We start from the raw sequence: 23442 nt of genomic DNA on the forward strand, positions 1-23442 counted from the left end.
TCAGCCTTTCACGAACAGTTTGCGCGGAAGATCGCACAAGGGCTGGGCCGCGCCATCCGCCTGAATGAGGATCGTCTCGGTCGTTTCCAACCCCCAGCTGTCCATCCAGAGGGCGGGCATGAAATGGAACACCATGCCCGCTTGCAGGACAGTTGTGTCCTCCGTGCGGATCGAGGCTGTTCGTTCGCCCCAGTCGGGCGGGTAGCTGAGGCCGATGGGGTAGCCCATGCGCCCCTTCCTTTCGATGCCGTGTTTTGCCATCACCTGCATGAAGGCATTGGCGATATCACAGGTCCGATTGCCTGACCGCGCGGCCTCCAACCCGGCGGCGATCCCCTCCAACTGCGCGGCTTCGGCGCGCTTCATCTCATCCGGTGGGGTGCCCAGATAGATCGTCCGGCACAGCGGCGCGTGGTAGCGGCGATAGCAGCCCGAAAGTTCAAAGAACGTCGCCTCCTCCGCGCGCATCTTGTCGCCATTCCATGTCAGATGCGCGGCCGTGGCATCAAGGCCGGAGGGCGTCAGGGGCACGATGGCAGGGTAATCGCCCCAGTCCTCCCCAACCCCTGTGATCCCTGCGTGCATGATGTCCGCCACCAGATCGTTCTTGCGCACCCCCGGCGCCGCCCGGTCAAGCGCGACCTGCATCACGCTCTCCGAGATACGCGCGGCCTTGCGGATAAAGGCGATCTCCTCCTCCGATTTGATCAGGCGCTGCCAGTTCACCAGACCCGTCGCATCGCTCAACTGCGCCAGTGGCAGGTCAGTCTGCAAAACCTCGTGAGCTTTGGCCGAGTAATAGTAGTTCTCCATTTCAACGCCAATTCTGGCCCGTTCTAACCCGCGCGTCCTGAGAACACTTGCAAGGTCCTGCATGGGGTGGATTTCAGTCGATTGGACATAGTGATCGCCGTAGCCAAGGATGTTGGCATGATCCATCCAGCAGGTCCGCCGCCCACCAAGCATGTCCATATGGCGGCCCCACCACAGGGGCTCCCCCTCAAGGGTCACGATCACGCCTTGATGTACGTAGAATGACCAGCCGTCATAGCCCGTAAGCCACGCTTGATTGGATGGATCGGTGACAAGGATCGCGTCCAGCCCCGCGCGCGCCATCGCCGCACGGGTAAGGGCGAGGCGGCGGTCATATTCCGGTCTGCTGAAGGGGACGTTTGCAGTCATCCCAGCACCGCCTTTACCGCCCGCGTCACGGCTGCGACGATCAGATCTGCCTCCTGACCTGACAGGCAGAACGGCGGTGCAAACCCCAGGATGTCCCCCTGCGGCATCGCCCGCGCGATGATCTGATCCTGTTCCAGCAGTGTCGCCGCTATCTGAGGCCCGATCTTGGCGGCAGGGTCGTAAAAGACCCGATCGGATTTGTCCTGAACGAACTCAACCGCACAGAGCATCCCTGCGCCCCGTACATCCCCCACATGCGGATGATCAGCGAGGGCGGCACGCATCTTCGCGTTAAGCCCCGCGCCAACGGTGCCAGCGTTATCGACCAGACCAAGCGTGTCGATCAGGTTGAGGTTGGCCACCCCCGCCGCTGCGCCAATCGGATGGGCGGAGTAGGTCCACCCGTGCCCAATGGGCCCATTTTCATCGGTGCCTTGTTCCAGCACCTGCCACATCTTCTTGGATACGATAGACCCGGACAGCGGCGCATAGGCAGATGTCAGCCCTTTGGCGATGGTGATCAGGTCGGGCGTCATACCGTAGTGGTCTGATCCGAACATCGACCCAAGACGGCCAAACCCGGTCACCACTTCATCGGCAATCAACAGGATGTCATATTTGTCCAGAACGGCCTGAATGGCAGGCCAATAGCCGTCGGGTGGCGGCACGATCCCGCCGGTGCCCAGCACAGGCTCGCCAATGAAGGCCGCAATCGTATCTGCACCCTCCCGCGCGATCATCGCCTCCAGCTCCGCCACACAATGGGCGGTGAATTCAGCCTCGGATTGGTCCAGATCGGCGCGGCGGAAGTAGTCGGGCGCAACCGTGTGATGAACCTGCGCCAGCGGCAAATCAAATTTGCGGTGAAACAGCTCAAGCCCCGTAAGGGAACCTGTCATCAAGCCGGACCCGTGATACCCCCGCCGCCGCGAGATGATCTTTTTCTTCTCTGGCCGCCCAAGGATGTTGTTGTAGTACCAAAGCAATTTGATGTTGGTTTCATTCGCGTCTGACCCGGACAGGCCGAAGTACACCTTCGACATATGCTCAGGCGCGCGGTCCAGCACCATCTTTGCCAGCGTGATGGAGGCTTCGGTACCGTGCCCCACGTAGGAATGATAATACGCCAGCTCACGCGCCTGATCTGCGATGGCGTCAGCAATCTCCGTCCGGCCATAGCCCACGTTGACGCAATAAAGCCCGGCAAAGGCATCCAGCATCCTGTTGCCGTCGCGGTCCTGAATGTGGCAGCCTGACCCGCCCGTAATGACGCGCTGCGTCACGTTTCCACGGGCAAATTCGGCCAGATGTGTGGAGGGGTGAAAGAAATTCTCCCGATCCCATTCCTCAAGTTTGTCATTGTGCCGCATTGGCTGCCTCCTGCTCTGCTCCCATCGGACCAGCGTTTCATGAAAGGAGCCATATGCGCGCAAACAAGGCCTATCTCGACCAGGTTCAGGGCGGGAAGCTCCGCTCACCCAAGCAGCTGCGCACAATGCCTTTATTGCCAAGGTGACTTGAGCCTAGGAGATGTTTGCAATCTTGAGAAGGTGGAAAAACCTGCCCACCGACGCCGCTGGACCGAAACACCCCTACTTTCGCGTCAGCGTGTCTGATCCTGTCCAGGTCAGGCTGGCGCCGCTCAATTCCAACTGTCCAGCCCGCGCGCCCATCCATTCCGCAGCCAGATCGCGCGGGTGCGCTTCTGACAGTTGGTCAAAGACCTTTGCGGCTTCGGCAAAGTTCGCATTGAGGAACAGATCACCGGCACCTTCAAACTGCTTGCGGGTGTCCTGTTTCATGCGGATGTCGGAAACGATATCACCGGCAAAAATCTCATAGACATCCACCGCGTTTGATTTACCGGCCATGCGCACCCGCGTCAGCCTGCGGCATTCATTTCTGAGACTTTCGGGGAGTTGATCAATCACTGCCTCTGATGCCGCGATGGATACGCCACATTGCGCGGTAAGGGATTCCAGCCGTGCCGCAGCATTGACCGTGTCAGAAACCACATTGCCGTTCAGCCGGTATTTGTCGCCCAGAATGCCCATGATCAGATCACCGGTGTGCAGCCCCACGCCGGTGCCGATAGGGGGCAGGTTAACCGCCGCGCGATCCACATTCATCCGTCGCAATTCGCGCTGCATTTCCACGGCGGTTTTGGCGGCGTCGCTGGGGTGGCCTGGGAAAAGTGCCATCATGCCGTCGCCCAGGAACTGCGCCACGACGCCGTTGTTTTCCTGTACGATCGGGCCGATCCGGCGGAAGTATTCGTTCAGGAATTCAAAGGTTTCCTGCGGGGTCAACTGTTCGGCAATGGTGGTAAAGCCACGAATGTCCGCGAACATCACCGTCATCTGCCGCGAGATGTTGTCCCCCAGATCTATGTCCAGAATGCTCTCCCGATTAAGGAAATCGAGGAACTCCACAGGGACAAATCGCTTGTAGGCATTTGATACCCGCGTCAGCGACAGATGCGCGTGCATCCGCGCTGAAAGCTCATCACGAGAGAACGGTTTCGCAAGGTAATCCGTCGCCCCTGCCGCAAACCCGGCGCGCAGGTCTTCAAGCCGGTTCTTGGCCGTCAGCATGATGATTGGCAAACGAGATGCAGAATGGGTTTCGCGCAGCCGCACGCTGACATCATATCCGGACATGCGCGGCATCATGACGTCCAGCAGCACGATATCAGGTTCAAAACCGTCCGCCACCGCTTTGAGCGCGGCTTCGCCATCGCTGGCAGATTGGGTCGTAAACCCTTCCAAACTCATGAAGTTTTCCAGGACCTGTAGATTGACGGGATCGTCATCCACCAACAGGGCCTTGCCGCCGCGCGTGCCCGCTTCGCTCTGTACAGGTTGCAGCACGACGTCACGGGCAATTGGTGTGACGCTCGCCCCCTCCGGCGCTGCCGAAACGACAGAGACAGCCATGCTTGCCTCAGATGGCTTCTGGCTGGTGGCCTCCAGGTCAAAGGTGAACCGCGCGCCCTTGCCGGGTGTGCCGGTCTCCACAAGGGTTCCGCCATGCAGTTCCACCAGACGCCGAGAGATTGTAAGCCCCAGGCCAAGCCCACCCTGATCGCGGCGTGTCGATGCGTCGATCTGCTCGAACCCGCGGAAAATGAGTTCCTTGTTGTCTGCTGAAATGCCGGGCCCATCATCAGAGACGATAATGCGCACCCTGCCCTCGCCCGCTTCGCAGTCGATATTGATGCGGCCACCCGGAGCGAACTTGACGGCGTTGTCGACGAGGTTGATCAGGATCTGCTGTAGACGATCCTCATCCGCCAGAACGTTTGGCGCGTCCCGCGACACGTTGTTTTCCATCTTCACGCCTGCCTGACGCGCATGGGCCTGCATCAGGGTAAAGACCACATCAATCGTTGTGCGCAGATCCAGTGGCACGGCAGAAATCTCGATCTGGCCGTCTTTCAGTTGGGAGAAATCCAGAATGTCGTTCACAAGGTTGGTCAGTCGGCGCCCGGACGACACGATCAGATCAAGCGTGCCCTGCGCCTCAGCCGAGAGCGGACCGTTCGCGCCACCGATCATGCCATCTGCCAAGCCGATGATGCCATTCAGAGGGGTGCGCAGTTCATGGCTGGTGTTGGCGAGGAATTCATCCTTAAGCTGGTTCACCCGTGCCAATTCACTGGAGGCACGTTTCTCAAGCTCCAACGCCTCTTTCTGGCGCTCATAGAGCAACGCGTTGTCGATGGAGATCGCGGCAAGGGTCATGATCGTCGTCAGAATTTCCTGACGGGCAGGTGTGAACACCCCCTCGGCCAGGGTGTTTTCCAGATGCAGGACACCCTGCACTTCACCTGTGCCCATGATTGGCATTGTGAAGATCGACTTCGGAGATGTGCGCGCCACATAGCGGTCACGGTCCAGCCCCGGTGCTGCGATCGCATCGCTGAGGATGAGGGACGACTTGAGCGCCACCACCTTTGAGACGATGTCCTTGGGGTAGTTGCTGTCTGACAGGTCACGCAGGGGCTGGTTGGGTTTGACCAGGCTGACCCTGACATCCCCCCGGCTGGTGTCGGCAGTCGCTGCCAGCACATATTCATCGTCCCGCCGCAGGAATAACTGTCCGGTGTTCGCCCCGGCGTTTTCTATCGCGATGGCCAGAAGACGTTTGAGAAGCGTATCAATGTCGGTGATCTCAAGGATTGCCTGACTGGTTTTGACAATGGTCGACAGATCCATCTCGGCTGGTTTATCAACCACTCCGGCCTGCACCCCGGCTTCTTGCACTTCGGGGTGTTCACGGACCAGCAGGTCAGACTTGGATGTCGCACCCCATGTGTCATATGCGCGCCGGGCGCGCCGAAGCCAGTTGATCTGGAGGTCCTTATCGGCCATGGCCTCAGCGGTGCGTGCCGCGCATTCGCTCCCGATCCCGGCATAAGACCAGATGCCGTGATCCTCGGCATTCTGCACTGCGTCGCTGAACTGGACGAGCGCGGCTTCCAACTCTCCCTTCATCCGCAACTCCTCTCCCAAGAGGAGCTGGTACTGGAAGCTGTGATTGGTTGGGAATTTCTTCTTCAGGCGCAGCAGGGCTTTGAGGTGCTTGCGGAGCCGGGCGTTGCGCTGGCGGTCCGACAGGTTCAGCGCATCTTTGGATGGCCGTGTGATGCAAAGCCCAGACAACAGATGGTAATCGACAAATTCCGGACCCAGTGTGGTGAACCCTTCTTCAGCCAGCAGCTTGCCATAGAGGTCACGCACCACCTTCCAGTCGCCGTAGATGTGGGTCAGCAGCATTTCGGTGGTCAGGAAACTGCCCACGGCGGCTTCACCCGCCATCTGTTCTTCCAGAACCCGATCCGGCCGGGACCAAAGCGTGTCATCCGCCCCTCCCGTCAGCCGCTCTATCGCACGCCGATAGACGGCGGTGATGTCATTGAGGACTTCGTGCTTGAGACGTTTCTGATAGCGGTCAAAATCGTTCAGTTCAGCCGTCAGCGCGGACAGCGGTTTGCAGCCGACCCACGTGTACTTCAAGAGCCCATAGTAGAAGTACCCGACATACTCCAGATCAACAGCCTTCCAGCTGTGCGTGATCCCTTCGGACAACAAATCGTGCAATGCGTCGTAGTCGCGGAAATGCCATGCCACTACGACACAGTAGGTATAGAACAGCCGCCCCCGGACCTGAGGGCTGATGTCGCGGCTTTCCAGCAAGGGGAACAGATTGGTCCCGATGCGATAGGCGCGGTCAACCGCCTTGAAGGCGATATACATCACAACTGCATAGTTCTGGATTGAGAATATCCCGGCGCTGGTCAACCCATCGCGCAACGTGATCCGGAACATCCTGAGCGAGATCAGAACAAAGAGATCCTTGTTGGTCAGGAAGGCCGGTGTCGATACGATCATCAACATTTCCATCAACTGCTCTGACGCTTCATTGTCCATTTCGGGCAAGGACGAGAAATCAAAGACGTCGTGGCGGCGCAGTTCGACATGTGTCAGAGCCAGTTGCTGTCCGATTTTCGGCTGCAATGGCGGTGACAGGTTGACCCCAAGTAGTTTCAGGCCTTCGGTCCCGAATGCCAGCGCTTTTTCGTATTCGGATCGGTAGGTATGGAGCGTGACCAGAAGCTGATAGATCTGCGCCTTTTGGCGAGGGGAGGAGAGATTTTCCAGCAGATCCTCGAATATCGGACGGGCCGTCTCAAAGCCGGAAACGAAGAAAGTGACTTCCAGCATTTCACGGCGCAGCTTTGTCGTGGTCTCGGGCTCACTGTCCCAATCGACACCTCCAAACTCCGCAGTGATGGCCGTGGCGGTGGTGAGGTAGCGATGTGCAACGTCATATGCCGCCAGCGACTTGGCGCGGGTGACAGCAGCCAGCACGGCCTGAATGACCAAACGGCCAAGTTGCGGAGCCCGTAAACACTCAGCCCCCAGATCAAATTGATCGAGTGCCGCAAACAGCCGCTCGTCGGTGTGCAGATCCTCCATGTCGTTGAGCAGAAACGAACCGATGGTGTAGTGGATTTCTTTCCGCTCTGCTTCCGGGGTCAGCCGATAGGCCGCATCGCGCACCATGTCGTGGCTGAAGCGGTAGATCTCCTTGGCGGTGCCGTCGTGTTCCAGAAAGCCTTCGTCCCGCGCCTCGTTCAACAGCGCTTCGATCTCGGCCTCACTGTGATCGCTCAGGATTTTCAGCGTGCCGGGGGTGATGGTCGTGCCGAAACAGGCTGCATAGCGAATGGTCTCAAGCGCTGTGGGGGACAACAGCTCAATACGCTCCGTCATCAGAAGGGCGATGTCAGCGTCCACAACCTGTCGGGTTGCCGCGTCCATATACCAGGTCCAGCGTCCGGTATCCTGATCAAAATGGATCGCACCTTCCTGGTACAAAGCCTGAAGGAGCCTGCGCAGGTGGAACGCATTGCCCTGCGCTTTGCCATGCAGGACCTGCGCAAGATCAGCCACGTCAGACGCGTCTTCAAGGTTCATCGCAGCCGCAACAAGCTCCAGTGTGTCAGCGCTCTTCAACGGCCTGATCTGGATCGTTTCTGCGTTCAATCCGGTGTCTTCAAAGGCCTGCACCAACCGGTCGACCTTTTCCTTCGCCCCATGGGCGTTGTCGCGATAGGCCCCCACCAACAGCAGATGAGACAGCTGCGCCGTCCTGAAAACATCCTCCAGCAATGTAATTGACGCGCTCTCGGCCCATTGCAGGTCATCAAGAAACAGGATCACCGGGTTGGCGGCATCCGACATGGTTTCAAAGAAGGCCTGAATGGCGATGCGGAAACGCTGGTTGCGCTCCATTGGATCGCCTTGCGCGCTCTCTGCAAGATCGCCGGTAACCAAGCGCAATTCCGGCAGGAACTCTGCAATGACGTGCAGGTTGTCGCCAAGGTTTTCGACCAGCCTTTCGCGGTAGCGCTCAAGCTCATCGCCCCCTTGGGAGACTTTCAGCATCACGAACTCGCGCAGCGCCTCCAGAATGGCCAGATAGGGAAGGCTTTGAACCTCTTCATACTTGCCCGAAATGATCAGCGGCTTCACCGTGCGATTCTGAACATCCCGCAGCTTCGCGGAGAGGGCCGACTTGCCCGTGCCACTGCGACCGGCCAACAGAATGCTCTCCACCCCGCCCGCAAAGGTACGTTCTGCCGCATTCATCAGACGCGTTACCTCGCGGTCGCGGCCAAACAGACGGTTCGGCACCCGGAACGCCGCAAGTGCATCTTGCGAGCCCAGCGCAAACGGTCGAATTTCGCCATCAACCTCAAACGCTGCCGCACATCTTTTGAGATCAGACAGCAGACCAAAGGCAGTCTGGTAGCGGCGGTCGGGCGACTTTTCCAAGAGCTTGTGAACAAGATCTGCAAGCTGTTCCGGCACATCAGCGCGACTATCGGTCAAGGGGCGCGGTGGAATGGCGAGGTGTTGGTGCACCAATTCCATCTCATCGAACGCGCTGAAGGGGGCCGCTCCGGTCAACAGTTCATAATACACCAGGCCCAGCGCATAGAGATCCGCACGCAGGTCCGCCTTGGTTTCGATCCGCCCGCTTTGCTCAGGCGCGGCATAGGCAATATCCTCAAGGCTCCGTCCGGTGATGTCGGATGGGCGTCCTGCCGGGCAACTGAAACTATCGGCATGCAGCGCCAACGTCAGCGCGCCGGTGCGCGGTTCCAAGAAAACCGATGCAGGCTTGATGTGGCCATGCGGAATACGCCGGTTGTGCAGTGCCTTCACCGCCTTGGCCAATTGCGTCGCGATATCAAGGAAATGCCCAAGCCGCAGACCACCCCTTGAAATCGCGCGGGAAAGGTCATCGCCGGGTGGACGCTTCATCACCACCTTTGCAGCCGCGCCGTCGTTCACAAAATCCAGCACGTGGGGCAGACCCTGACCCGCAAGCTCTTGCAGCGTGGCCAGACGGGCTGTGCTGAGGTTTGCCTGCTGCTTGGAAAGCGGTGCCGCGCTCCATATCAGCGACACCTCTCCTGCATTGCCACCTTCGACAGTCAACAGGCCGTGTTTGGCTGCAGCGTTCTTGTTTTCACGGATCAAGTATCACACCCCGGGTCTTTGAACGCAGTCTAGACAGAAATCTGCTGGAAGTCAGGCAAGTTAAGCAGACTGAAATAGGCCTTGGCTTCAAGAACCTGTGTCGCTGGCTGCGCCGAGAGTTTGAGGTGGTTCAACCCGAAGTCCAGACGGTGCGGCATGCCCTGCTCAGCCGAGGTGAACAACGTGCGGCGCGGCATCATCTTCACCAGTGCAGCAGCAGTTTCGGGAACGCCCAGCCCTTCGCGGAGCAACGCACCGGCAACCAGATCCGGCTTTGCCAGATCAGAATACAGAAGTTCGATGCCCAATGTCGGGGCGAGGCCCTCACCAACGTCCAGATCGATGCGGCACGTGCCCTGCGGAGCGATCTGGTGCGCGATCCTTTGCAGATCGGCTGCAAGACTCATGTCACCGGGCCAGTCGAGCGTTTGAAGAAACGTGGTGATGGTGTCGCTCTTTACGCCATCCAAGACCAGCCGCAGGCTGCGTGCGCCCCGCCCCGCCATGATCCCGGCTTGCTTTAACCGGACCGACACCGGCACCTGAAGCGCCAGTTGGCGCAGGGTCTCCCCGATCGGAAGCACAAAGACCTCAGCCAAGGCCGCCCCCAATGCGAATCCACGCTGATCTGCATCTGATTGAGGGCCGTGGGAGACAAAGAAGCACGGGGCAGCGGGACGATCATCAGCAAAGTCAAACTCCAGCCAGACCAGACCAGCATCGCCCAGCGTGGATTGTGTTGCTGTCAGAAGGGCTTCGGCCTGGATCCAGAACGGATCACCACCGATGCCATGCTGGAAGACCTCGAAACCACCGTCGCCCCGGCTGAGCACCATGGAGTAATCACAAGCACCACCGGGCTCTGCCAGACGGCACTCAATGATGTGACCCGATGCGGCATCCGGCAGCGTTGCCGCAAAGCGGCTCATCGCCTCTTGCGTGCCCTTGGACACCAAAGCGGGATCAGCCCTCTCAAGGGCCATCGTGAGATAGGATTGCGGGCAGATCATCGTTGCGCAACCTGCCCGTCGTCAGCAGCTTACCAGAGGTAGGTACAAACGTTCTTTCCAACAAACGCGTTGATTTCAGCGGTCGGCTTGATCGTGATCTCATACGCCATTTCAGTGGGAATACCCAGATTGTCCTCAAGGAACTTCTGGGCCTGCGGCTGACTCTGGCCGTAGACCTTCATGAAATCCTGGCGCATGCCGTCATCTTCAAACAACTTCGCAACAGCCATAGTTGTGTAATACTCGGGGGTGTTTTTCTCAGCAGGCAATTCAAATTCCTTTCTTGCTTTTGAATGCGTGGGCCCAACGTGCGTTCAGTTCCCCTGTGTCGGGACAGAGACGTCCGATACGTCGCGTTGGAAGGTAAAGATGAAATCGTACACACGTAGCTTTCCGCGCTGGTCGGAAGGTCCCGCGTGTGAGTGGCAATTGATGCAACTGGATGTGGCTTGTGAATAGGTCTCCATCGTCGCGTTGCCCAGGATCTCCGGCACAAGCAATCCGCCATAGTTTGCCGCTGGTTGCCGCCATTGTGATCCGATGAGTTGATAGTTCTTGAACACAGACCCGGTGAAGAATTTCTGCATCAGTTCGTTGATGCAATAGAACTCCTGATTTCCATCCTCGCAGGGAGTTTTTGTCCTTCCATCTGCCCCAATGGTGCCAAAATAGTAGCCCGGTGGGTAGGACTTGACGATCCGTGACGCTGTCCCTGTGAGCGCCGATTTCGGCGGCACGTTCACACCGGGCGCGCCTGCGGAATCCAAGGCATAGAGCAGCCAGTCAGGTGTGGGTTTGCCGGACGGGAACTTCCTTGAGATCGTGGCGCCGACTTCAGTCCAGGTCGGCGCGACATCGATATGTTCAAACGTGCCCCAGACCCAGTCGGGCATCTGCGCTGTCTTGTAGGCGATGTGCATGCCAATCAGGCCAACAGGTTTGAGCTGGCAGTCATGGGTGCGGCGGCCATTTTCGATCACCGGTGTGACATAGGCCCATTGTTTGTGAAACAGCGTGGGATCATCCGTCTCCGACAGGGTCTTCCATGACGTCTTGAGGACAATCGCACCCCGACGCGCCGGGTTTTCCTTTCCCTTGTTCCAGGTACCCACGGGCATGTTCAGCTTGCCGTGTTTTTCGATGTATTGCTCCAGCGCCCGCGCGTCCCACAACGTATTTTGCGAGACATAGTCATAGGCCTGCCGGTTGAAGATCACATCATAGCGCACCGGCACCCCATCCGCGTCGATCAGCGCGAAACCTTCCGGGTTCAGGTATTCATTCAGCAGACGCGGTGGCACATCCGACGGGATGCTGGCGGCGAAGGTCACATTCGCCTTTTCCGCGTCAAGGTCGAGGTCCTGACAGGCCTGCGGCACCACTCCGTCGGTGTCGTCCCAGGCAATCGGTTGTTGACCGCCCCGGAAAACCTGTCGGGTGCTCTTCCACGTCGCCCAGACCGGTGTCCAGTCCTCTTGCCGTTTTGCATCAAGGTCCGGCACACCAACAACCGGCTTGCCATCTTCACCAATCTTGACCGGCCAGTTCAGCGCAGAAAAGGACCGGGCAGAAAGCGGGTCGATCTGTGTCCTGTTGGTGTAGTTCACATCCCCAAGGAAACAGGCGCGCCATTTTGGATCGGAGATCGAGATACCTGCGTTGTCACAGGCACACACAAGCTGATCCTCCCAGGGACAACTGTCCGTCTGGGCATATGCAGCACCCGCGAAAGAAGATGCCACAAAAGCGAATGCAAACCGAACCGATAGCGATGGAATCACGTTTTTTGCCCCCAAGAAACGGTTGATATGGAATAAAATTAACAAAGACTTAACCCCAGCGCGATCACAGTAGCGAACTAGTGGAATTTGTCGAGTATTTTGCTTTGCCCCCTTTGCCGCAACTCAGGGAAGTGCCAGATCTTGGCTTTCGGAAACCGCCGAAGCGTGGTCCGGCTCGCGCATGGTGACATGCCGTGCACGCAAGGGGCCCGAGTGGTTGAGGCGGTCCCACCCTGCCCGGCACAGCCGTTTGGGCACGCAGGTGTCGGCCATTCAAACGCGGTGGTAGGGTGTCCCGGCCAGGATGGCAGCAGCGCGGTAGAGCTGTTCGGCCAGCATCACCCGCACCAGCATATGAGGCCAGACCATCTTGCCAAAGGACAGCGCATGATCCACCTGCCCGCGCAGCGCAGGGTCGATCCCATCCGCGCCGCCAATGACAAAGGCCAGATCACCCCGCCCTGCGTCGCGCCAATCGGCCAAACGCTGCGCGAACTGCGGTGATGTCTCAACCTTGCCCCGTTCGTCCAGTGCGCAGATGATTGCGCCTTTGGGCAGCGCACGGCGCAACAGATCCGCTTCCGCGGACATCCCGCCGCCTTTGCGGTCTTCGACCTCAACCACGGATGCAGGCCCAAGCCCAAGGCCCCGGCCTGTCCGGTCAAACCGGGTCAGGTAGTCATCAATAAGGTCTTTCTCGGGCCCTGCGCGCAGGCGCCCGACCGCGCAGATATGAACCCGCATCAGGCCTGAGCCCTATGCAGTTCAGTTCTGCGGCGCAGCGGTGTCACCGCCATCCAGCCACATCTTCTCCAGCTGGTAGAACTCACGCACCTCGGGCCGGAAGACATGGACAATCACATCGCCCGTGTCGATCAGAACCCAATCACCGGTGTCCTTCCCCTCCATTTTGGGGGTGAGGCCGTAGTCATCTTTCACCGTCTGCGCCAGCTTTTCAGAGATCGCAGCAACCTGACGGGTCGAACGGCCCGAGCAGATCACCATATAGTCGCCAATCTCCGTCTTACCGCGCAGATCAATCTGCACGATGTCTTCGGCTTTGTCAGAGGTGAGGGATTGCAGAACGGTCGCAAGCAATGCGTCGCTTGTGGCAGTGTCACTGGCAACCGGCATCATGGTCGCCCGTGGGTCCGCAGCACTGGCTGCGTCAATGTGCATGGACAGGACATTGTCCTCCTAAGACTGCGCGCCGGGGTCTCCAGCGCTTGAATGCTCTAACTCTAACAACGCAAAGGCGACAATTCAATGACATGGAAGGGTTTGATCCCTATGTCGCAGGTGATTTGCCTCAATGACGTGCAGTCAGCCTGCGACTTGTCGGAAAAGCTGTCGCCAGGACCGATCCAACGCATCAAGGGCGTCAACATCGATCCGGTCGGCAAAACTGGTATGGTGGCCGTCTGGCGTGGCGTATCCCAATGCCTCTTCACGGGCGCGCAAGACGGCATCAGAAGGGGCGTGCGGCAGGGCAATCGCGCGCAATGCAGAGGGCGCGGCCCGCTCAAACAGCAACGAGGACGGATCGCCCGAGAGGTTCACACAAACGCAGCCCTGTTGGGCGGCCATTACCGCAAGTCGTGCAGATTTGGCCCCAAGATCCCGAAGGCTCACATCCGGGCGCAAGGGGTCTGCGGTACCGGTGCCATAGAAATGCGTCGCACCCGACTTGGGGTACACCATGTCACACCCGAAGAATGCCAAAACCGAGGGCCGCAAAGCATCAAGCGCCCAATAGGATGCTGTGTAGGCCATCGTCGCACCGGCAAAAACGAACCCGCCGAACCTGTTCTGCGCGGGCACAAAGGCATCCGCTTCGATCAAGCGCTGGTTTGGCGCACTCTCAGCAGGCCGCCTGTCAGGCGGAAAATCCTCCGGGAAGACCAGATCATCCCAATCCGGGCGCACCCGCCAGGCGTTGTTGATAACGACAATGCGGTCGAACCATGCCTTGGGCCACGCCGCGGCCTGCACGGCATTGGGTCCGCTGCCCAGGATCAACACCACGCCCCCTGTGCTCACTCCGGAAGCGCCTCATCACCCAGCATGCGCACCTCGCGCTGCGGGAACGGGATGGAGATGTTGTTTTCCTGAAAGGTGTCCCAAAGTGCCAAATAGACATTGCCGCGGATGTTGGTCAGTCCGCCGGTTGGGTCTTTGATCCAGAACCGCAGGATGTAGTCAACGCTGCTGTCACCGAACCCCACGATATGACACACCGGTGCGCGGTAACTCAGCACGCGGTCCACGCTTTTGGCGGCCTCAATCGCCAGTTTGCGCACGGCATGCGGATCGCAGCCGTATGAGGTGCCAAAGTAGATATCGAGCCGCACAAAATCGTTTGAATGGGACCAGTTGACCACCTGCCCGGTGATCAGGTCTTCGTTCGGGATCAGGTATTCTTTGCCGTCCCGCGTCACAACGGACGCATAACGCGCACCCAGTGTCTGGATCCAGCCGAATGTCTCCCCCAGGGAGATCACATCGCCCGGTTTGATCGATTTATCCAGCAGGATGATCACGCCCGACACGAGGTTCGAGACGACTTTTTGCAAGCCAAAACCCAGCCCCACGCCAATCGCACCGGACAGAACCGCAAGCCCGGTCAGGTCAATGCCGACGGCTTTCACGCCCATGTAGAACGCAAATCCATATAGCGCGAGTTGCACAGCCTTCACCGCCAGCACCTGCATGGAGGGGCTGATCTCATCATTGGCGCGGATCGTGCTGGCGGTGGCTTTGCTGGCCGCACGGGCGACGGTGACCAGAACCCCGATCACCACCAGCGCTGAGATTAACGTCAGCACCGACAGACGGAACTCTCCCAGCTCAATCGCCAGCCCATCGAGGAAGGCCGCCACATCGTCGGAAACGTTCAGGTAATAAAGTGTTGCATAGATCCACAGCCCCCAGGCCACGATCCGCCGCAAGGGCCGGTTGTGCACCATCTGAACGGCAAAGGCGACGCCCACCCAGACCGTGGCAAGCGTGGCCCCCAGCCCCACCAGATAGGACCGTGATGGCCAGGTGATGTTCTGCATGACCGCATAGACGATCCAGGCCAGCACCGCGAACCAGATCAACCCGATCCGGCGTCGCGCGACCACGATCAGGCGCAGCTGCCATTTGGCCCAGCCTTCGCGGGCACGCACGTAATTCTGAATAGCGTTATCGGAGTAGCGGTGCAGGCACCAAGCGACAAAGGCCAACCCAAGCACGATCAAAAGCTGGTTTTGACGCCAGCCCGGCGCGATGACACCGGACAGGAACCCCATCACGTTGACCCACAACCCCTCAAGAGTGACTAGAAAATCCGCAAAAGGGTCCGTGGGTTCGTCCATGAGCACTCCTTACGTTGAAAACTGCCTCAAGCAGCCGCAAGGCGCAACCGAAACACGTGAGAAGCATTTGTTGCGATTTTGGAAACAATAGACCAATTGTTTCCAGCATTATCGAGAGCAAGCGACCTTCTCAGTTGAGACAACGGCCTCCATCCGACTTGCGATGCCTCAGATCTCCGTCTCGAAATCTGCCTGTAGCGTCACCTCAATCAACTCGCAATCAGCGCTGGGGTCCACGTAGCGGGTTTTCAGGAACGGCGGCAAAACGAAGGCATCGCCCGCCACCAGACGATATGGTTCCTCCCCCGTCACTTCGAGCGTCATCTCCCCCTCTTTCACGAATGTGAACAGGATGTCCGTGTTGTGGCTTGTCCAGGCATCGCGCACCTCAGCGGGGCGTGCGACCTGAACACCGGCTACATTCTGGGTCGCCTTTGCAATCCCGGTGTTGCGGCTCTCCCAGCCGGGAATGCGCCAGGGTGCCCAGATGGCTTCGGACACCTTGTGATGGATGAATTTCGTCCCTTGCCAGTCACGATCCGGGTTCATGGTCCCGTTGGGCAACTCCATTTCGTGGTCGATGGTGGTGATGTGTTCAGCTGGCACGCCGATCTCCAACACCTCAACATTATCAGAGGCTTCCAGAACGCGGTGCCGGATCTGGGGCGGCTGGATCACACAGCAGCCTTCTTCGAGAATGAACGGCGCCCCCTGATCTTCGTAGACCAGCCGGACCCAGCCCCGGTAGCAAAAGATCAACTGAAATCCGACGGTGTGATAATGCACCATATCCGGGACAGGGCCGCCATCGGGGATGCGGATATGGCTGGCGATGATTGACCCGCCCAACCGATCCGGGATCAGATCGCGATAGCGCATGCCGGCCCGTCCGATCACCCAGGCGTCGCTGTCGCGCAGGTGCCGCACCATGAAAGAATGCTGCGTCTTGGGCATATCAAGGGGCGGGTTGGCCTCCACGATTTCAATGATGTTGCCGCTGGGCGAGGTCAACACATCCTGCCCCCCCGCAAAGCCGGACGCGCCATCGCAGCGCAGCCGAAGTTTGCCGGGTTCCAGATCCGCGTCCCGATCCAGACGGATGCGCACACCATGGCCGGAGATCAGGGCCACTGCCGGATCGTCGGCTGGGAATATCTCTTCCAGACGGAAGCCAAGCTGGTTGAGAAAGAACGGCATCTCCGTCTTGAGATCCTGCACTGGCAGATAGAGTTCGGTTGCCACGATGGCATCAGGATTGGTTGTCAGGTCGTTCACTGGTCTTCCCCCATCTGGGTCTGCGTGTTCATTGTGTTAATCACCAAAATCTCGGCCGGGGTGTCCCCCTGCGCCAGATAGGCATGCGGCATTGAGCCATCAAAATAGATCGTATCGCCTGCTTCCAGCAGCACTGGCGCGTAATGCGCGCTGTGCAGGACAAGACTGCCGCTGACGACAAACAGAAACTCCTCACCCGCATGGGCAGACAAGCCACCGACGTCCTCAAGGCGCTGCTTTGTCACGGTATTCAACGAAGGGTGCATGCGTTTGTGGGCAAGATCGCCCGCGAAAACCTGCGTCAGGAAATGTTCGGTCGGGATGGGCTGCTCAGCGCTTTTTCGGGAAATGGAACGTATGCCGCTGCGCAATGGGTGGGCGTCTTCGTCAAAGAAGGCGGTGATATCAACGTTGAGCGCCTTGCTCAGCGTGTAAAGGTTATGGGCGGAAGTCAGGGATTTTCCCGTCTCCACCCGCGAGAGCGTCGCGTCGGAGATCCCCGTCATCTCTGCCAGTCGCGCCAGTGAGAGGCCGCGTTCCGTGCGGAGGGTTTTTAACCTCTGTCCAATATCGGGCGCGTCCCGATCTGTTTGAGCGTTGTTGCTGCGCATGTTGCGTCCCCTCGCCGCCCAAAGTGGATGGGCGCTTCATACGTTTACGCAGCGCATTACGTTTATGCAATAGAATTTCCTGATGGACTGTGCCGAAGGACTGCCGGGAGCAGGCGGTCACCGCACGACCGGATGCGCTATTGAGCCATCTTCAGCAAATCCTCTGCCACCTTGGTGCTGGTGGCAAGATGGGTCACAAAACCGCCCCGGATCGCCGCATGGGCAGAGACGGCCCGCCCCGGTCCCGCAGCAACCAGCAGGGCCATGTCCTTGCCCCGCATCTGATCCAGGGTCACGCCGATCATTCGATCTTCAATCGCCGCGACAACAGGCGCACCTGCGCCATCAATCAGGCGCGCGCAGATCACGCCAGCGGCCCCCGCGTCACGGTAGGTGGCGATGCTGTCCGCATCAAGGATCCCTGTCCGTACGATGTGGGCGTCCGCGTCGCAGGTCCCGCAAGCGAAAACGGTCTTGTTACAGGTTGCCAGCGCCTCAAGCTGCGCGGCCACCACGGGTTCTGCACACAGCGCGTCACGCAGGGCCTTGTTTGACAACAGCAGGGGCACATGCAGGTTGATGATCTGCCCTCCCAACCGCTGTGCGAGCATGCCGGTGCAAGCCTCCGCCGCAAAGCCGAGGGCCGCGGGCCGGGAGCCCAGCAGCTGGATCACGGTCAGGTCATCAATTGGGAAATTCGGTGCCTGCTGCGCCATCTGGTACACGGTCGCGCCCCAGGACACCCCAAGCGTGTCGCCGGGTTCCAACAGCTTCGGCAGCCAATCAGCCGCAGCGCTGGTCACGCGGGTGTCGCTGCGCATGTCGGTCGGATCATCCGGCACCACGATCGCATCCGCCAACCCGTATGCAGCACAAAGCTCCGACGCAAGACGATGGCCCCGGAACACATCGCTGTCCAGATGCACGCGCACCCACCCCCGGCTGCGTGCCTCATTGAGGTAGTTCACCACCGAGGCGCGGCTGATCTGCATCCGCTCCGCGATTTCATTCTGGTTCAGCCGGTCATGATAATAGAGCCAGGCCGCCTCTACATAGGGTGCGTCATCCCGTGGCGGCAAGCGGGAGACATCGGCCGGACCAGACCGGGCCTTACCAAGAGGGCTGGCGGGCATGACCGGCCTATCCTGCCGCGCGCGCAAGCTCCGGGAACAGCCCGGCAAGCCCTTCCTCGGACGCGTCGCAAACGCCACGTTCGGTGATCAACCCGGTCACCAAGCGGTTGGGTGTGACATCAAACGCGGGATTGCCGCCCGGTGTTCCGTCAGGTGTGACCTGCACAAGGCCGATGCCGCCGGCATCCGTAACCCCTTGAATATGAGTAACTTCGCGCGCGTCCCTTTCCTCAATCGGGATCTCGGCCACGCCGTCACTGACAGACCAATCCACAGTTGGAGACGGCAAGGCGACATAGAACGGCACGCCGTTGTCGTGCGCGGCGAGCGCCTTGAGATAGGTGCCGATCTTGTTGCAGACATCGCCGCGCCGCGTCGTGCGGTCGGTGCCGGTGATGACCATATCAACCATGCCGTGCTGCATCAGGTGCCCACCTGCGTTGTCGGTGATATAGGTGTGATCCACACCGTGGCTGCCCAATTCCCACGACGTCAGGGCGCCCTGATTGCGCGGCCGGGTTTCATCGACCCAGACATGCAGCGGAATGCCTGCATCATGGGCGTGATACATCGGGCTGGTCGCCGTGCCCCAATCGACAGTCGCCAGCCACCCGGCGTTGCAATGGGTCAGCAGGCGCACCGGTTCACCCGCAGGTTTTTTGGCGGCAATCTCCTTGATCAAGGCAAGACCGTTCAGGCCGATCTGCCGATTGATCTCCACGTCCTCATCCGCAATCTCATGCGCCAGCGTCAGTGCCGCTCCGGCGCGGTCTGCTTCGGCCAGCGGGCGCAGCGCGGTCCGACAGCGGTCAAGCGCCCAGCGCAGGTTGATGGCCGTTGGGCGGGTCTTCTCAAGGAAGGTCCAGGCCGCATCCATATTGGCGTCTGAGGGATCTTCGGCCATCGCCCGCGCCATGCCGTAGGCCGCTGTGGCCCCGATCAAAGGCGCGCCACGCACCCGCATTTCATAGATCGCATCGGCAAAGTCCTGCATGGACTGCACCGGGATCACGCGAAAATCATGGGGCAGCCAGCGTTGGTCAATGATCTCCAAGACGTCTTGTTCAGCGTTCCACCACAAAGAGCGATAGGGCGTGCCGTTGATCTTCATAAGATGTCCTTTCGATTGAAATCCTGCGCCATCGCACAGACCATGCTCACGTCTGACAGCGTTTCAGCCTGATGCACCAGCGCGGCTCCCATCATCAGATTGCGTGCTTCCAGCCGCGCCCGTGTGGGGATGTCTTCGATCTCTTCAAAGTCTGCGTTATGGGCGAGCGACAGACAGCGGCGGTGCATCTCGATACCACAGAAGGTCCAGGCATCGCGCCAGATTTCCGCAAGCATCGCATCGCAGGCCGGGGCGCTGTCATGGCCCTGATACTCAAACAGCGACGCAGGATAGAGGATGCCAGTGCGTTCGTTCTTCCACAGGGCGCGGAACGCCGCGTCAAAACCCGCGCAGGTATCTGTAATCACACTCAAGATCCACGCCTGGTAGGCCTCCAGATCATCCCCCCGATGGGCAGGCTGGCTGAAATAGGCCATCAGAAAATTCGCGCATAGCATCCCGATGTCAAAGCCAATCGGGCCGTATTGTACGAACTCGGGATCAATGACGCGGCTGTCTGCCTGTGTGGACATGATGGAGCCGGAATGCAGATCACCATGCAGCATCGTTTGCGTGTTGGAGGCGAAGCGTTGCAGCGCCTGCTGCACCCGGACCTTCAGGCCGACATCCCCGCGCAATTGTGCAACCACCGGGTCAAGGCCTTCGGTGTGGTTGTTCATCTCGGCATCAAAGTAAGGATCGGTGAACACCAGCCCCTCGGTTATGGCCGGAATTTCGACGTTACCGGCAAAAAGCGCGACATCGGCCTTCTTGTCCGCGCTTTTCATCGACAGTTCAGATCCACGAAAAGCGGTCTGCGCGCAGAATTTTCCCAGAAAATCAGCCAAACCCGCGACCTGTTCGCCAGCAATGAGCTTGCGGCGCAGGATCACATGCGGGGCCAGGAACTCCATCACGATCAGCGCTTGGGATTCATCAAAATGGAGTACTTCTGGCACGGCACCCGGCGCACGGGCGGCCTGACGGGTCAGGGCATGGTATTCATAAAACGCACGGTAAAGCGGCAAGGGCCAGCTGTCACCGACAAGGCGGACGTAGGGCAGTGCCTGTTTGACGATGACAGTGCCCTCTGGACCGCTGACAACGAACACAAGGTTGAGGTTGCCATCGCCAACCTCCTGCACCTGCCAAAATGTGCTGTCCGGCCCCACCGATGATGTCAAAGCTGCCACGTCAGACAGCCGTTTTGGCAGGCTCTCTACTGTCAGTGCCTCGTATTCCAATGCTGCGCTCATCCGCACCGCTCCGGTCTTTGGTTGATATCTTCCCTCTTTGGGTAACCGCCAAAATATACATATGTCAAACTGTTTGACAAAAGTATTTAAGCGCGCCTACCGTCGGCAGACTGAAGGGGAGGTATCGGGTGTCAGAGGCTGCACTACAGGTCAGCGGTTTGCAGAAATCGTTCGGAAAGAACCACGTGCTGCGCGGCATTGATGTGACGCTGGCACCGGGCAGCGTGACGGTGCTGATGGGGGCAAACGGGGCGGGGAAATCGACGCTGGTGAAGGTCATTTGCGGGCACCATGCGGCTGATGCGGGGCAGATGACGCTGGCGGGCAAGCCCTTTGATCCCGCAGATGCGGCGGACGCGATCAGCCACGGCGTTGTGACCGTACACCAATCCATTGATGACGGCGTGATCCCGGCACTGGATGTGGCGAACAACCTGATGCTGGACCGGCTGGTCGAACGCGGGCATGGCCTCTTTGTTCGCGAACGCCACCTGCGCGCGGAAGCCAGCAAAGTGGCTGCCGAAATGGGCATCACGGTCAACATGCGCGCCCGTGTGACGGATCTGTCGGTGGCGGATCGCCAGATGATCGCCATTGCCCGTGCCATGGCCCGCGCGCCCAAGGTTTTGATCCTTGATGAGCCGACGTCCTCCCTTTCCGCAACCGAGGCGGACCGTCTCTTTGATCTGATAGACCGGCTACGGGCGCAGGGCGTTGCAATCCTCTATATCTCGCACCGGATGTCCGACATCCGCCGCATTGCAGACCGTATCGTGGTGATGCGGGATGGTGCGATTTCGGGTGTGTTCGACGAAGAGCCTCTGGATTTCGAGGCCGCCGTTACAGCGATGCTGGGTCACCGCATGAACGAGGTCGACATCCAGCAACAGCAAGGCACCACGCCGGTGCTGGAACTCACCGACCTGCACATCCGGGAAAACGCCGCTCCCATCACCCTCACCGCACGTGACGGCGAAGTGGTCGCGCTGGTGGGACTGCTGGGCAGTGGCAAAAGCGCACTGGCAGATATCCTCTTTGGCATCGCCCGCCCGCTTGGCGGGAGCATGCGTATCAATGGCAACGGCTATACGCCCCGCTCTGTCGAGGATGCGGTGGCGCAGGGCGTGTTCATGTCTCCCAAGGATCGCGGCACCAATGCTGTCGTTCCGGCCTTTGACATTGCGGATAACATGACACTGCCTTTCTTGGGCGGCTTCAGCCTTGGCTCCTTCCTCAGCAAACGACAGCAGCGCAGGCGGGCGGACGCGATGGTGGATCAGGTTGGGATCGTCTGCCAGTCCGTGTCTGACGGCATCGGCACCCTGTCGGGAGGCAATCAGCAAAAGGTGATGATCGCCCGCTGGCTGCTGGAACCTGCGCAGGTCCTGCTGCTGGATGAGCCATTTCAGGGTGTCGACATCGGCGCGCGGCGCGACATCGGGCGGCACATCCGCGCCACAGCTGAAGGCCGCGCAACATTGGTGTTTCTGGCAGAGATCGACGAAGCGCTTGAGATCGCGGACCGCATCATTGTGATGAACGAAGGCGCCCTTGCCGCAGAGCACATCAATGACAACATCGACCTGACCGCCCTTGTCGCCGACATCACCGGCCCCAGCGCGCAAGGCACAGGGCAATCCCTATGAACGACAAGATCCTCAACTTCTCTGTCCGGTATGGTTTCCTGATCCTGCTTGTGGGCTTGGTTGTCTATTTCAGCCTTGCGGCTCCCGGTTTCTTTGGCCCGCTGTCGGCTGCTTTCGTGCTGCAATCGGTGGCAATCACCGGCATTCTGGCGTTGGGCGTAACCTGCACGCTGGTTGTGGATGGGTTTGACCTGTCGATTGGCGCGGTTGCGACCTCCGCCCTGATGCTGTCGGCCTATTCGATGGTGATCCTTGAGCATTCCGCGATAGTCGCGGTGATGCTGTGCCTTGGCATGGGCGCGCTTGTGGGGCTGATCAACGGGTTACTGATCGTGAAGTTCCGGGTGCCGGATTTGCTGGCAACCTTGGGGATGATGTTCCTGCTCATTGGTGTGCAGCGCATCCCGACGCAGGGCAATTCGATTGCCACAGGCATGACCCTGCCCGGCGGCACGGTGGCTGAAGGGACGTTTTCCGCTGCATTCCTGTGGCTGGGGCGGCACCGGTTTGACGTTGTGATTGAACGGCTGCTGCCCATGCCGGTGGTGATCTTCGTTGTAATTGCCGTGGTGATCTGGCTGTTTCTGGGGTTCACGCGGCACGGACGGTTGATGTACGCCATCGGGTCCAATGCGCGGGCCGCCAGCCTCGTCGGGACACCGGTCAACCGCTACAAGATCGCGGCCTACATGATCTCCGGCGTGACCGCCTCGATCGGGGGCATCCTGCTGGCAGCCCGCCTTGGGCGCGGCGACATTGCCAGCGGCAACAACCTGCTTTTGGACAGCGTGGCGGCAGCCCTGATTGGCTTTGCGGTGCTGGGTGCGGCACGGCCCAACGCCTTTGGCACCGCCATTGGCGCACTTTTTGTGGGCATCCTGCTGCAAGGCATGACCATGATGAACGCCCCCTATTACACACAGGATTTTGTCAAAGGCGCGGTGCTGGTCGCCGCGCTTGTTTTCACATTCTATCTATCCTCACGCCGCACGGGCGCGGGGCATTGACCATCAGCGATTGGGAG

General features: G+C 59.5%; 17 protein-coding genes. 2 read left to right on the plus strand and 15 right to left on the minus strand.

The genetic code is table 11. From position 1 onward, the window contains the following. The 15 genes from Q1A91_RS19475 to mtnK form a co-directional block, all read right to left on the minus strand. Positions 1-1182, minus strand: coding sequence for a M24 family metallopeptidase (locus Q1A91_RS19475; protein ID WP_299881637.1), 1182 nt, complete (start codon positions 1180-1182; stop codon positions 1-3). Beyond that, entirely contained in the window at positions 1179-2552 is a 1374-nt protein-coding gene (locus tag Q1A91_RS19480) for an aspartate aminotransferase family protein (protein WP_299881641.1), read from the minus strand. Before Q1A91_RS19480 ends, Q1A91_RS19475 begins: the two co-directional genes overlap by 4 nt. Before the next feature lie 222 nt (positions 2553-2774). After that, on the minus strand, positions 2775-9236 hold the full coding sequence (locus Q1A91_RS19485; protein WP_299881644.1) for an ATP-binding protein: 6462 nt from the start codon (positions 9234-9236) through the stop codon (positions 2775-2777). A 29-nt stretch (positions 9237-9265) separates the two neighbouring features. Further along, positions 9266-10219, minus strand: a complete 954-nt coding sequence (locus tag Q1A91_RS19490) for a hypothetical protein (RefSeq protein WP_299881647.1) — start codon at positions 10217-10219, stop codon at positions 9266-9268. Between the two features lie 56 nt (positions 10220-10275). After that, the gene (locus Q1A91_RS19495) at positions 10276-10515 is read right to left on the minus strand and encodes a hypothetical protein (protein ID WP_299881650.1); all 240 of its coding nucleotides are present in this window, start codon (positions 10513-10515) and stop codon (positions 10276-10278) included. 45 nt (positions 10516-10560) lie between these two features. Next, a complete protein-coding gene (locus Q1A91_RS19500; protein ID WP_299881653.1) occupies positions 10561-11988 on the minus strand; it encodes a hypothetical protein in 1428 nt (475 codons plus the stop codon). Positions 11989-12300: 312 nt separating this feature from the next. Continuing rightward, positions 12301-12771, minus strand: coding sequence for a 23S rRNA (pseudouridine(1915)-N(3))-methyltransferase RlmH (gene rlmH, locus Q1A91_RS19505; RefSeq protein WP_299881656.1), 471 nt, complete (start codon positions 12769-12771; stop codon positions 12301-12303). A gap of 21 nt (positions 12772-12792) precedes the next feature. Continuing rightward, positions 12793-13161 (minus strand): ribosome silencing factor, encoded by a 369-nt coding sequence (gene rsfS / locus Q1A91_RS19510; RefSeq protein WP_299881943.1) that lies wholly within the window; start codon positions 13159-13161, stop codon positions 12793-12795. A gap of 189 nt (positions 13162-13350) precedes the next feature. Continuing rightward, positions 13351-14067, minus strand: a complete 717-nt coding sequence (locus tag Q1A91_RS19515) for a hypothetical protein (protein ID WP_299881659.1) — start codon at positions 14065-14067, stop codon at positions 13351-13353. Continuing rightward, the gene (locus tag Q1A91_RS19520) at positions 14064-15386 is read right to left on the minus strand and encodes a mechanosensitive ion channel domain-containing protein (protein WP_299881662.1); all 1323 of its coding nucleotides are present in this window, start codon (positions 15384-15386) and stop codon (positions 14064-14066) included. The genes Q1A91_RS19515 and Q1A91_RS19520 overlap by 4 nt, the downstream gene beginning before the upstream one ends. A gap of 168 nt (positions 15387-15554) precedes the next feature. Then, positions 15555-16583, minus strand: a complete 1029-nt coding sequence (locus Q1A91_RS19525) for a cupin (RefSeq protein ID WP_299881945.1) — start codon at positions 16581-16583, stop codon at positions 15555-15557. A gap of 74 nt (positions 16584-16657) precedes the next feature. Further along, the gene (locus tag Q1A91_RS19530) at positions 16658-17272 is read right to left on the minus strand and encodes a helix-turn-helix domain-containing protein (RefSeq protein ID WP_299881667.1); all 615 of its coding nucleotides are present in this window, start codon (positions 17270-17272) and stop codon (positions 16658-16660) included. A 137-nt stretch (positions 17273-17409) separates the two neighbouring features. Beyond that, positions 17410-18405 carry a sugar-binding transcriptional regulator gene (locus Q1A91_RS19535; RefSeq protein WP_299881670.1) on the minus strand — a complete coding sequence of 332 codons (996 nt, stop codon included), beginning with the start codon at positions 18403-18405 and terminating at the stop codon, positions 17410-17412. A 7-nt stretch (positions 18406-18412) separates the two neighbouring features. Next, positions 18413-19516, minus strand: a complete 1104-nt coding sequence (gene mtnA / locus Q1A91_RS19540; RefSeq protein WP_299881673.1) for an S-methyl-5-thioribose-1-phosphate isomerase — start codon at positions 19514-19516, stop codon at positions 18413-18415. Beyond that, on the minus strand, positions 19513-20772 hold the full coding sequence (gene mtnK, locus Q1A91_RS19545; protein ID WP_299881676.1) for an S-methyl-5-thioribose kinase: 1260 nt from the start codon (positions 20770-20772) through the stop codon (positions 19513-19515). Before mtnK ends, mtnA begins: the two co-directional genes overlap by 4 nt. A gap of 128 nt (positions 20773-20900) precedes the next feature. Here mtnK and Q1A91_RS19550 point away from each other — a divergent pair, with 128 nt between their 5' ends. Both Q1A91_RS19550 and Q1A91_RS19555 read left to right on the plus strand, forming a co-directional pair. Beyond that, the gene (locus tag Q1A91_RS19550; protein WP_299881679.1) at positions 20901-22418 is read left to right on the plus strand and encodes a sugar ABC transporter ATP-binding protein; all 1518 of its coding nucleotides are present in this window, start codon (positions 20901-20903) and stop codon (positions 22416-22418) included. Next, positions 22415-23425, plus strand: a complete 1011-nt coding sequence (locus Q1A91_RS19555) for an ABC transporter permease (RefSeq protein WP_299881682.1) — start codon at positions 22415-22417, stop codon at positions 23423-23425. The genes Q1A91_RS19550 and Q1A91_RS19555 overlap by 4 nt, the downstream gene beginning before the upstream one ends. Positions 23426-23442: the final 17 nt, after the last annotated feature.

The organism is uncultured Sulfitobacter sp., assembly GCF_947500075.1.
Taxonomy (GTDB): Bacteria; Pseudomonadota; Alphaproteobacteria; order Rhodobacterales; family Rhodobacteraceae; genus Sulfitobacter.